This is a genomic window from Amycolatopsis sp. NPDC058278 (assembly GCF_042881395.1).
Taxonomy (GTDB): Bacteria; Actinomycetota; Actinomycetes; order Mycobacteriales; family Pseudonocardiaceae; genus Amycolatopsis.
In genome coordinates this window covers 1-12,225 of sequence record NZ_JBHVXZ010000112.1, presented here as the reverse complement: position 1 = coordinate 12,225, position 12,225 = coordinate 1, and the positions used below count along the sequence as shown (strand labels likewise).

Annotated in this window: 7 protein-coding genes; 5 read left to right on the top strand and 2 right to left on the bottom strand. The window is 71.8% G+C overall.

Annotation, left to right across the window (positions count from 1 at the left end):
- Positions 1–33 precede the first annotated feature (33 nt).
- Positions 34–1,494 carry a flavin-containing monooxygenase gene (locus ACFVYA_RS38910; RefSeq protein ID WP_387052159.1) on the top strand — a complete coding sequence of 487 codons (1,461 nt, stop codon included), beginning with the start codon at positions 34–36 and terminating at the stop codon, positions 1,492–1,494.
- On the opposite strand, the gene ACFVYA_RS38905 is transcribed toward ACFVYA_RS38910, so the two are convergent.
- Complete coding sequence (locus ACFVYA_RS38905) at positions 1,481–2,641, bottom strand: saccharopine dehydrogenase family protein (RefSeq protein WP_387052158.1); 1,161 nt, start codon at positions 2,639–2,641, stop codon at positions 1,481–1,483. The two genes, ACFVYA_RS38910 and ACFVYA_RS38905, sit on opposite strands and share 14 nt — an antisense overlap.
- Before the next feature lie 109 nt (positions 2,642–2,750).
- On the opposite strand from ACFVYA_RS38905, the gene ACFVYA_RS38900 reads away from it, so the two are divergent.
- From ACFVYA_RS38900 to ACFVYA_RS38885, 4 genes are all read left to right on the top strand, one after another.
- Entirely contained in the window at positions 2,751–3,914 is a 1,164-nt protein-coding gene (locus tag ACFVYA_RS38900; RefSeq protein ID WP_387052157.1) for a lactate 2-monooxygenase, read from the top strand.
- 117 nt (positions 3,915–4,031) lie between these two features.
- Positions 4,032–4,289: a hypothetical protein gene (locus tag ACFVYA_RS38895; protein ID WP_387052156.1), complete on the top strand. Its 258-nt coding sequence runs from the start codon at positions 4,032–4,034 to the stop codon at positions 4,287–4,289.
- A gap of 117 nt (positions 4,290–4,406) precedes the next feature.
- Positions 4,407–8,315: an ATP-dependent RNA helicase HrpA gene (hrpA, locus tag ACFVYA_RS38890; RefSeq protein WP_387052155.1), complete on the top strand. Its 3,909-nt coding sequence runs from the start codon at positions 4,407–4,409 to the stop codon at positions 8,313–8,315.
- Between the two features lie 102 nt (positions 8,316–8,417).
- The gene (locus ACFVYA_RS38885) at positions 8,418–10,193 is read left to right on the top strand and encodes a sialidase family protein (RefSeq protein ID WP_387052154.1); all 1,776 of its coding nucleotides are present in this window, start codon (positions 8,418–8,420) and stop codon (positions 10,191–10,193) included.
- A 228-nt stretch (positions 10,194–10,421) separates the two neighbouring features.
- Here the strand turns inward: ACFVYA_RS38885 and ACFVYA_RS38880 are convergent, their stop codons facing one another.
- Positions 10,422–12,110 (bottom strand): bifunctional 3'-5' exonuclease/DNA polymerase, encoded by a 1,689-nt coding sequence (locus ACFVYA_RS38880; protein ID WP_387052153.1) that lies wholly within the window; start codon positions 12,108–12,110, stop codon positions 10,422–10,424.
- Between the last annotated feature and the right edge of the window lie 115 nt (positions 12,111–12,225).

Sequence of the window (12,225 nt, the reverse complement as noted above, 5' to 3'; positions counted from 1 at the left end):
CCGATGGTTTTCGGATACTGCTAGTCTCCGAAAATGGAACAACGCGACTTCGCGGTCCTCGTCGTCGGCGCCGGGGCGTCGGGGCTGGGTGCCGCCATCCGCCTCTCCCGGGCCGGGGTCGGCGACCTCGCCGTGCTGGAGAAGGCCGGCGCGCTCGGCGGGACCTGGCGCGACAACACCTACCCCGGTTGCGCCTGCGACGTCCCGTCCGCGCTGTACTCCTACTCCTTCGCGCCCAATCCCGAGTGGACGCGCGCGTTTGCCGGCCAGGCCGAGATCCGGGCCTACCTGCAGGACACGGCCGCGCGCTTCGGCGTCACACGGAAGATCCGCTACGGCGTCGAAGTGACGCGCGCGCAGTGGAACGCCCGGAAGTCCCTTTGGGAGCTCGAGACGTCACAAGGTCCCTACACCGCGCGGGTCCTGGTCGCCGGCACCGGTCCCTGGCACGAACCGCTGGTCCCGGACCTGCCCGGGCTCGCCGGCTTTCCCGGCGAGGTCTTCCACTCCGCGCGCTGGAACCACGGCTACGACCTGACGGGCAAGCGGGTCGCGGTGGTCGGCACCGGCGCGTCCGCGGTCCAGTTCGTCCCGGAGATCGTGCCCCGCGTGGGGCGGCTGCACCTGTTCCAGCGCACCGCGCAGTGGGTCCTGCCGAAACCGGACCACCCCGTCCCCGGCGTCGAACGGTTCCTCCTGCGGCGGTTCCCGATCCTCCAGGGTGCCCTGCGCGCCGCCGAATACGGCCTGATGGAGACGCTCGGCTTCGGCTTCCGGCACCCGTGGCTGCTGCGGCAGGTGCAGAAGATCGGGCTCGCCCACCTGCGCCGGTCCGTCCGGGATCCCGTGCTGCGCCAGGCGCTCACGCCGGACTACACGCTCGGCTGCAAGCGCCTGCTCATGTCGAACACGTACTACCGCGCGCTGACCCGGTCCCATGTGGACGTTCACCCGACCGCGGTGCGGTCCATCGCCGGCAGCCGGGTTTCCGGCGCGGACGGCTCGTCGGCGGAGGTCGACGCGATCATCTTCGGCACCGGCTTCCACATCCTCGACATGCCGGTGTCGGCGCGGGTGTTCGACGCCGGCGGCCGGAGCCTGGACGACCACTGGAAGGGCAGCCCGCAGGCGTACGCGGGGACGACGGTGGCCGGGTTCCCGAACCTGTACCTGCTGCTGGGCCCGAGTCTCGGCACCGGGCACTCGTCGGCGTTCACGATCGTCGAGGCCCAGCTGCGGCACACGGTCGCGGCGGTGACCCGGACACTGCGGTCGCCGGGGACGTCGCTGTCGGTCCGCCCGGAAGCCCAGGCGGCGTTCAACGCGGCCGTCCAGGCGGCCCTGCCGGGTACGGTCTACCAGTCCGGCGGCTGTTCCAGCTACTACACGGACGTCAACGGGCGCAACAGCTTCAGCTGGCCGTTCTCCACCGGACGGCTGCGGTCGCAGGTGGGGGAGTTCCGCGAAGCCGACTACGAGATCACAGCGTCGTGAAGCGGATGCCCGCCTTGGTGAGCCGGTCCACCAGCGCACCGCCCATCGCGGTCGCTGTGGTCACCTGGCCCGCCGTCTCCGGGAGGTCGTCGGTCGCCAGGCACAGGGCCGACTCCGCCAGCATCTTCGCCGTCTCGTCGTAGCCCGGGTCGCCGCCCGACACCTCCGTCACCACCCGTGAGCCGCCGCCTTCGCCGATGAACCGCACCGAAAACCACGACCGCGCGCGCCGCGCGGGACTCGGCCCGTTGCCGGGCGCGAGCAGCCGCGACAGCGCCCGCCGGGCCGGCGGGACCTGCGCCGCGGCGAGCAGGGCGCCCGCCCCGGCCACCCCGCCGGCCAGCACCGGCAGGTGCTTCACCGCGGCGAAGTGCCGGTACGTGAAGTCCGGCCCGTAGCGCTCGGACGCGGTCGCCGACCGGCGGACGACGTCGGCGTCGATCGTCGGCAGCGGCACCGCCCACCAGCCCGGCTCGGCGACCCGGTGCGGGCGGCCGAGCGGGGTGCGGGCGAACCGCCCGGCGGGCCGTGGTTCGGCGGCCGCGCGTTCCTTCGCGACGCGGGCCCCGGCCGGCAGGCGCGACATGATGGTCAGCGCGCTGAGGAACGTGCCGCCCGAGGGCACCCCGCCGGCCCGGACGTAGCCGTCGACCTGCAGTGGCACCCCTTCGGGCAGCTGCTGCACGGTGAACCACGCGCCGAGGTCGTGCGGGATCGAGTCGAACCCGCACGCGTGCACCAGCCGTGCGCCGGTCTCGCGGGCGCGCCGGTCGTGCGCCAGGTACATCCGGTCGACGAACTCGGGTTCGCCGGTCAGGTCGACGTAGTCGGTCCCCGCCTCGGCGCACGCGGCCACCAACGGCTCGCCGTGCGTCACGTAGGGGCCGACGGTCGTGATCACCACCTTCGTGGCCTCCGCGACGGCCACCAGGGAAGCCCGGTCACCGGAATCGGCGACGAGCAGGTCGAGCACGCCGAACCGGTCGTCGATCTCCGCCAGCCGCGTCCGGACGGCCTCGAGCTTGCCGCGGTTGCGCCCGGCCAGCGCCCAGCGCAGGTCCGCCGGCGCGTGGCGGGCCAGGTACTCGGCGGTCAGGCCGCCGGTGAACCCCGTGGCGCCGAACAGGACCACGTCGTAGGCGCGCATGTCTTCTCCTCCGGGACGTCGACGGGGCTCAGGTTACCCGCCGGTCAGTTCCCGGCGCCGGGTGAACTACCGGCGGGTACAGTGCCCCCTCGAACGCGAGGAGGCAACCGTGACCGAACGCTTCGGCAGCTACCAGAACGAGATCTACCTGCAGGGACTCGGTGGTCAGCTGCCGCCGTGCTCGACCGACGCGACGAAGCTCGAAGCGTCGGCGCGCGAGGTCATGGCACCCGGGCCGTTCTCCTACGTCGCGGGCGCGGCCGGCTCCGGCGCGACCGCCCGCGCCAACCGCGAGGCGTTCGACCGCTGGCGCGTCGTGCCCCGGATGCTGACCGGCGCCACCGACCGCGACCTGGCCACGACGGTGCTCGGCACCCGGCTGCCCGCGCCGGTGGCCGTCGCGCCGGTCGGCGTCCAGTCGATCGTCCACCCGGACGCCGAGTCCGCGACCGCTCGCGCCGCCGCGTCGGTCGGGCTGCCGTTCATCCTGTCCACGGCGTCGTCGACCGGCATCGAGGACGTCGCCGCGGCGAACGGCGACGGCCCCCGCTGGTTCCAGCTGTACTGGCCCGGCGACAACGACGTCTGCGCGAGCCTGCTGACGCGGGCGAAGAACGCCGGCTTCACCGCGCTGGTCGTCACGCTCGACACGTGGACCCTGGCCTGGCGATCGTCCGATCTGGACCAGGCGTACCTGCCGTTCCTGAAGGGCGAGGGCTGCGCCGTCCCGTTCACCGACCCGGTGTTCCGCGGCCTGCTGGAGAAGACGCCGGAGGACGACCCGAACATGGCGATCCTGCGGTGGATCGGCATGCTCACCGGCACCGACCGGACGTGGGACCAGCTGCCGTTCCTGCGCGAGCACTGGGACGGCCCGATCGTACTCAAGGGCATCCAGCACGTCGCGGACGCGCGCCGCGCTCTGGAGGCGGGCATGGACGGCATCGTGGTGTCGAACCACGGCGGCCGCCAGGTCGACGGCGCGATCGGCGCACTGGAGGCCCTGCCGGGCATCGTCGCGGCGGTCGGCGACCGCATGGAGGTGCTGTTCGACTCCGGCATCCGCACCGGTGCCGACGTCCTCAAGGCGCTGGCCCTGGGCGCGCGGGCGGTGTTGATCGGCCGCCCGTGGGTGTACGGCCTGGCCCACGCGGGCGAGGACGGCGTGCGCCACGTCCTGCGCAGCCTGCTGGCGGACTTCGACCTGACCATGGGGCTTTCGGGCCACCGCACGCTGGCCGACCTGGGCCCGGACTCGCTGCAGCGGACGTGAGGTAACGAATCGGGAACTCCGGCGACAGCCGGGGCCGGGGCCGCTACGGTTCTGCCTCGCCACGGCCGCTCGGGGACGGACCGGTGGTTCCATCGTTCCTTTCACGAGGGGTTTCCCATGTCTTCGATCATGATGCGGATCGGCGTGCTGTGCGCCGTGCTCGGGTTCGGCACCATCGTCCTCGAGCAGTTCGACTACGAGTTCCGGATCCTGTCCTGGGCCACTGACATGCAGCCGCTGTTCGGCATCGTCCTCGGCGTGGCCGGGCTCGCGCTGATCGGTGGTTCGGTGGCGATGAACCGGGCCAAGAACGCGCCGCAGCCGCAGCAGCAGGCACCGGTCCAGCCGCCGCAGCAGCCCGGCCAGCCCGGCTGACGCACGGCGGGAAAGGCCCCCTCGCCGCCGGCGAGGGGGCCTTTCGCGTGCGCCCGGTCACGCGCCGGGGATATTCGGAAGCCGGGTTCGTCACCCACGGCTATCCTTGGACCGAGAATGTCCGAGCCATCCCCCTTCCACGCGCTGCGAGCGCGCCTGCCCGAGCTCATGCCGCGTGACGAGCAGCGGCTGCGCCGGCGGCTCGAAGGCGCCCGCAAAGCCCGCGACCGCGATGCCGCCCTCGCGCAGATCGCCGCCGACGTCGACAAGGCCGAGCTGCGCCTGCAGTCGCGGCGCGAGAGCGTGCCCAAGATCGAGTACCCCCCAGAGCTGCCGGTCAGCAAGCTCAAGGACGAGATCGCCGCCGCCATCGACCGGCACCAGGTCGTGATCGTCGCGGGGGAGACCGGCTCGGGCAAGACCACCCAGCTGCCGAAGATCTGCCTGGAGCTCGGCCGCGGCATCCGCGGCCAGATCGGGCACACCCAGCCGCGGCGGCTGGCCGCGCGCACGGTCGCCGACCGGATCGCGAGCGAACTGAAGACCGAGCTCGGCGAGACCGTCGGCTACAAGGTGCGGTTCACCGACCAGTCCGGGCAGGACACGCTGGTCAAGCTGATGACCGACGGCATCCTGCTGGCCGAGATCCAGACCGACCGGTCGCTGCGCCAGTACGACACGCTGATCATCGACGAGGCCCACGAGCGCAGCCTCAACATCGACTTCATCCTCGGCTACCTCAAGCAGCTGCTGCCGCGCCGCCCCGACCTCAAGGTGATCATCACCTCGGCGACGATCGACCCGGAGCGCTTCTCGAAGCACTTCGACGACGCGCCGATCGTCGAGGTCTCCGGCCGGACGTACCCGGTCGAGGTGCGCTACCGGCCGCTGGTCGACCCCGAAAACCCTGCAGCTCCCGAGGGCTCCGGAGACGCTGACCAGCGCGACCAGACCCAGGGCATCCTCGACGCCGTCGAGGAGCTGTGCGCCGAGGGCCCCGGCGACATCCTGGTGTTCCTCTCCGGCGAGCGCGAAATCCGCGACACCGCCGACGTCCTGAACCGCGCGAACCTGCGCAACACCGAGGTGCTCCCGCTGTACGCGCGGCTGTCTTCGGCCGAGCAGCAGCGCATCTTCCAGTCCCACACCGGGCGCCGGGTCGTGCTCGCCACCAACGTGGCCGAGACGTCGCTGACCGTGCCGGGCATCAAGTACGTCGTCGACCCGGGCACCGCGCGGATCTCCCGCTACAGCCACCGCACCAAGGTGCAGCGGCTGCCGATCGAGCCGGTGTCGCAGGCGTCGGCGAACCAGCGCAAGGGCCGCTGCGGCCGGACGTCCGACGGCATCTGCATCCGGCTCTATTCCGAAGAGGACTTCGAGGCGCGCCCCGAGTTCACCGATCCGGAGATCCTGCGGACCAACCTCGCCTCGGTCATCCTGCAGATGACGTCGCTGGGCCTCGGCGACATCGCGGCGTTCCCGTTCGTCGAACCGCCGGACCGCCGCCAGGTCGCCGACGGCGTCGGCCTGCTGCAGGAGCTGGGCGCGTTCGCCCCGGGCGGCTCCGGGTCCGACCGCAGCCTGACCGACATCGGCCGCAAGCTCGCGCAGCTGCCGGTCGACCCGCGGATGGGCCGGATGGTGCTGGAGGCCGCGAAGAACGGCTGCGTCCGCGAAGTCATGATCATCGCCGCCGCGCTGTCCATCCAGGACCCGCGCGAGCGGCCGGCCGAGAAGCAGCAGGCGGCCGACGCCCAGCACGCGCGGTTCGCCGATCCGACGTCGGACTTCCTGGCCTACCTGAACCTGTGGGAGTACGTCGCCGAGCAGCAGAAGACGTTGTCCGGCAACCAGTTCCGGCGCATGTGCCGCACCGAATACCTGAACTACCTGCGGCTGCGCGAGTGGCAGGACATCTTCAGCCAGCTGCGTCAGCTGGCCAAGCCGCTCGGCATCTCGCTGAACACGAACACGACCCCGGCCGACCCGCAGCGCGTGCACACGTCGCTGATCGCCGGGCTGCTCTCGCACATCGGGCTCAAGGACCCGGCGAAGGGCGACTACCTCGGCGCGCGTGGCGCCCGGTTCGGCGTGTTCCCGGGATCGGCGCTGTTCAAGAAGCAGCCGCGCTGGGTGATGTCGGCGGAGCTGGTCGAGACGTCGCGGCTGTGGGCGCGGGTCAACGCGCGCATCGAACCCGAGTGGGTCGAGCCGCTCGCGCAGCACGTCGTCAAGCGCAGCTATTCCGAGCCGCACTGGGAACGCAAGCAGGGCGCGGTGATCGCGATCGAGAAGGTGACGCTGTACGGCGTCCCGCTGATCGCCGACCGCCGCGTCAACTACGGCCGGATCGACCCGGAGCTGTCGCGGGCGCTGTTCATCCGGCACGCGCTGGTCGAGGGCGACTGGCAGACGCGGCACCACTTCTTCGCCGAGAACCGGGCGCTGCTGGAAGAGGTCGAAGACCTCGAGAACCGCGCGCGCCGGCGCGACATCCTGGTCGACGACCAGACGCTGTACGAGTTCTACGACGCGCGGGTCCCGGCGGACGTCGTGTCGGTGCGCCACTTCGACAGCTGGTGGAAGAAGGCGCGGCACACCGAACCCGACCTGCTGTCGTTCGAGAAGTCCATGCTGATCAACGAGTCCGCCGGCGGCGTCCGCGAGGGCGACTACCCGGACTCGTGGACGCAGGGCACGCAGGTCTTCAAGCTGACCTACCAGTTCGAGCCGGGCGCGGACGCCGACGGAGTCACCGTGTACGTCCCGCTGCCGGTGCTCAACCAGGTGACGCCGGACGGGTTCGACTGGCAGGTGCCGGGGCTGCGCGCGGAACTGGTCACCCAGCTGATCAAGTCGCTGCCGAAGGCGGTGCGCCGCAACTTCGTCCCGGCACCGGACACGGCCCGGGAAGTCCTTTCGCGAGTGTCCCCTTCGGACGGTCCGCTGCTGGAGGTGCTCGGCCGCGAGCTGCGGGCGCTGCGCGGGATCACGGTGCCGTACGCGGACTGGGACCCGTCTTCGGTGCCGGAGCACCTGAAGATGACGTTCCGGGTGGTCGACGAGCGAGGTCGTCGCGTGGCCGAGGGCAAGGACGTCGCGGAGCTGCAGCGCCGCCTCGCCCCGAAGGTCCGCGAGACGATCTCCAAGGCGGCCAACACCCTGGAGAAGGCGGGCCTGACGAAGCCGTCGTTCGGCGCGCTGCCGCAGGTGTTCTCCTCGCACCAGCGCGGGCACGACGTCAAGGCGTACCCGGCGCTGGTGGACGAGGGCGCGACGGTGGCGGTCCGGCTGCTGGACACGCCGGCCCAGCAGCAACACGCGATGTGGGCGGGCACCCGGCGGATGCTGCGGCTGAACCTGAACTCGCCGATGAAGTTCATCACGCGGTCGCTGTCCAATTCGTCGAAGCTGGTGCTCAACCGGAACCCGCACGGCAGCGTGGCGGCGCTGCTCGAGGACTGCGTCGACTGCGCGGTGGACGCCCTGATGGCCGCCGGCGGCGGTCCGGCGTTCGACGAAACCGGCTTCAAGGTGCTGCTGGAGAAGGTCCGGGCGGGCCTGCACCCCGCGGTGCTGGACGTGTTGACCGAGGTGGAGAAGATCCTCCGCGCGGCGAACGACGTCGAGGTGGCGTTGCCGTCGTCCCGTGGCCCCGCGGAGTCGCTGGCCGACATCCGCGCCCAGCTGGCGGGCCTGGTGTACCCGGGTTTCGTGACGGCGACCGGCGCACCCCGGCTGCGCAACGTGGTGCGCTACCTGCAGGGCATTTCGCGCCGCCTGGAGAAGCTGGCTTCGGAGCCGACCCGCGACCTCCAGCGCACGGCGGACATCGCGTGGATCCAGGCCGAGTACGCCGACGCGCTGGCCACGCTGCCGCCGGGCACGTCGTCACCGGCGTTGAACGAGGTGCGGTGGATGATCGAGGAGCTGCGGGTGTCGTTCTTCGCCCAGACGCTGGGGACGGCTCACCCGGTGTCGCTGAAGCGGATCACGAAGGCCATCGACGACGCCCTGGCGTGAGTCCGCCGGGTATGTCCGGCTCCACACTTCCGGCGGTTGACCGGGCGCGTGCGGGCGTCAAGCCTGGGGCCGCTGGATAGCCTCCTGGGAAAGGACTTTCCGATGTCCTTGGGTGTTTCGTCCGCCAAGCGAAGAATCGTCGCTGCCTGTACCGCGCTCCTGCTGCCGCTCGCCGTTGTCCTCGCGCCCGCCGCGCAGGCCGCCACCGGCGGTGCGCCGCTGCCCGTGGATCCCCACGCCGGCAAGCACAAGATCGCCCGGATGGCCGCGGAGGCCCGGCACGACGTGCCGAATCCGCTGCTCAAGGAGCAGTTCGCCGAGGAGGAAGAGGAGGACGGCGACGATCCCGCGCTGTCCGCGCTCTGCCAGACCTACATCGGCAAGCCGAACCCGTACCGGCCGCTCGCGCCGAACACCGACGTCATCGACGGCGACACCATCGTGCCGACCGGCAGCCAGACCGGCTGCAGCACGGCCCAGAACGAGACCACCATCGCCGTCAACCCGGAGAACCCGCGCAACATCGTCGCCGGGGCGAACGACTACCGGCTGTACAACACGCGCGAGGCCCGCAACGACTCCGGCGGCTTCGCCTACACCTCGTTCGACGGCGGCCGGACCTGGGCGAACGTCCAGCTGCCGCACCTCGACTACCCGACCGGGGCGGCCGCGCCACTGTCCTACATGGACGCCGCCGGCGACCCGGCCATCGCCTTCGGGCCGCACAACACCGTGTATTACGCGACGCTCGTGTTCAGCCGCGCCGCGGTTCCGGACGACCAGCAGCTCGCCAGCGGCATCGCCGTGTCGGTGTCCCACGACGGCGGCCGCAGCTTCGGCGACCCGGCGATCCTGCACCTCGACGGCGTCACGCCGGCGGGCACGCCGACACCCGCGAACATCTTCAACGACAAGGAGTGGATCGCCGCCGACCCCGTGACCGGCGACGTCTACGTGACCTGGACGCAGTTCACCTACGACGCGTCCGGCAGCTTCGTCGAATCGCCGATCGTGCTGTCGAAGTCCCGCGACTTCGGCCGGACGTGGTCGCCGATGCGCCGGATTTCGCCGTCGCTGACCGGGTTCCGCGGCGGGATCACGCCGTTCGGCAGCGGCTCGAACCCGGTGGTCACCCGCGACGGGACGCTCCAGGTCGCCTACGAGACGTCGGTGTGCGCGACGGCCGCGTGCGACCGGCCCGCCGACCACGACGCGGTCGTCGTGGCGACCTCCCGCAACGGCGGCCGGACCTTCCGGCACACCGAGGTGGGGCTCGACTTCGACTTCCCGGTCGACGAAGACGTCGCCAACAACGCGCTGACCGGCGAAAACTTCCGCGTCAACAGCTTCCCGCAGCTGACCTACGACCGCGTGACCGATCACCTGTGGGTGACCTGGGCCGACGACCGCAACGGCACCTACCGCGACGGCGATTCGGTGAAGACGAACGGCGACGCGTTCCTGAGCGGGTCCGACGGCCGGCACGGCTGGTCGAAGCCGGTGAAGATCGGCACCGGCGCGGACGAGGTGTTCCCGGCGGTCGCGGCCTTGGCCGGGCGCGTCGCGGTGACGTCCTACACGCGCGCGTACGACCCGAACGGCATCGGACTCGACTACGCGTACGCCACCGGCTGGGGCGACGGCTTGTCCCCGCTCCGCAGGATCACCACGCAGACGGCGAACCCGCAGGTCCAGTTCGTTTCGACGGGTGCGGAGACGGGCAAGGAACTCCAGGGCGTGTTCATCGGCGACTACACGGCGACGGCGGTCGGCGCGGACTTCCGGCTGCACCCGGCCTGGACCGACTTCCGCGGCAACCCGGGGAGGACCCTGCCGAACCAGGACGTCGCCACCCAGACCCTCCCGATGTTCCCGTAGCGGCTCGGATCGTGTCGACCCGCCAATCACGCGAGTTGACCCGCCAATCACGCGAGTTCGCCCGGGAGGCCGGATCTCGCGTGATTGGAGGCGGAACTCGCGTGATTGAGGCCGGATCTCGCGTGATTGAAGGCGGAACTTGCGTGATTGAAGGCGGAACTTGCGTGATTGGAGGCGGAACTCGCGTGATTGGAGAGTCATGATGCGTGATTGGAGGGACGACACGGGCTACTTTGCGTCGGCGTAGGTGTCCACCGCTGCGGTTTGCATGGGGAAGCGGACCGGGCAGGCCGGGCCGAACAGCATCCGGGCGGCCTCCGCCACGCTGTCGGTGATGGCGGTGGACACCTGGGGTGCCAGGGAAGACGGGGTGTGGACGATCACCTCGTCGTGCTGGAAGAACACCAGGTGGGCCGGTGCGGGGAGGCGGGTGCGGAGGGTCGCCAGCATCACCGCCGTCATGTCCGCCGCGCTCGCCTGGACCACGAAGTTCCGGGTGAACCGGCCCCAGCCGCGGGAGGCCCGGCGGGCCTTCAGCTCCGCCGCTTCGTCCGCGGCCAGGCCGCCGGTCAACGCGCGCCACGCCGCCGAGGGCGCCGGGGACGTGCGGCCCAGCCGGGACCGGACCCGCTCGCCGCGCTCGCCCGCCTGCGCCGCACGCTCCACATAGGACACCGCGTCCGGGAAGCGCTGCCGCAGCAGCCCCAGCAGCGGCCCCGCCTCGCCGGACGTGCCGCCGTACATCGCCGAGAGCATCGCGATCTTCGCGCGGGCCCGGTCGTCGCGGTCGTCGTTCGCGACCGGCACCCAGCGGGCGCCGGAGAACAACGCCTCGCCCAGCCGCGCGTACAGGTCCGTCGCCGCCGCGACGTCGGCCAGCCGGCGGTCGCCCGACAACGCCGTGAGCACCCGGGGCTCCAGCTGTGCCGCGTCCGCCACCACCAGCTTCCAGCCCGGGTCCGCGCGCACGCACGTCCGCAGCACCTTCGGGATCTGCAGCGCCCCGCCGCCGCGGCTGGCCCAGCGCCCGGACACCACCCCGCCGACGACGTAGTGCGGCCGGAACCGGCCTTCGCCGACCCACTCGTCGAGCCACGCCCAGCCGTTGGCGGTGTACAGCCGCGACAGCTCCTTGTACTCCAGCAGCGGCCCGACCGCGGGGTGGTCGATCCCCTTCAGCAGGTACTTCCGCGCCGCCGGCACCTCGATCCCCTCGCGGGCCAGCGCCCGGACCACGCTCGGCGGCGAGTCCGGGTTCACCGGCCGCCCGCCGAACGCCTCGCTGATCTTCGCCGCCAGCTCGACCAGCGCCTTCGGCCGCTGCCCGGCCGGCACGCGCGGACCCAGCCGCGCCGCCAGCAGCTCCTCGTGCACGTCGGCGCGCCACGGCAGGCCGTCGGCCGACATCTCCGCGGCGGCCAGCGCGCTCGCCGACTCCGCGGCCAGCAGCAGCCGCATCCGGTCCGGGTGCCCGGTCGCCGCCACCCGCCGCTCCTGCTCCGCGAGGACGCGCCGCACCGCCGTGACGACCGTCACGCCCTCGGGCAGCGTCGGCGCGCGGGTGTCGAACAGCGTCGGCTGCGCCAGCTCGACGGCCGACGAGTCCGGCGGTGGTTCTTCGCCGTTCGCCCTGGCCCAGGCCGCGCGCAGGCTCCGCGACTGCTCCTCCGCACCCTCGTACGCCAGCAGCAGCCCCTCGGCCAGTTCGAGGTCGTAGCAGCGGCGCACCCGCAGCCCGGCCGCCAGCAGCACGGGGTACGTGCGCTCCACCGACGGGAACACCCACCGCGGCGCCTCCGACGCTTCCAGCTCCCGCGCCAGCGCCACGAAAGCCGCCTCGTCCAGGCCGGACACCGTGTCCGAAGGCGTGTGCACGGTGAAGCTCCCGTCCTCCTCCCGCCCGGCGATCACCTGCACTCGGACATCATGCCGCCCACCACCGACATTTTTCGGGGGCTCGGGTGGCGGAGCCCCCGACTTGGGGCGGAGCCCCACATGTCACCGACATTTTTCGGGGGCTCGGGTGGCGGAG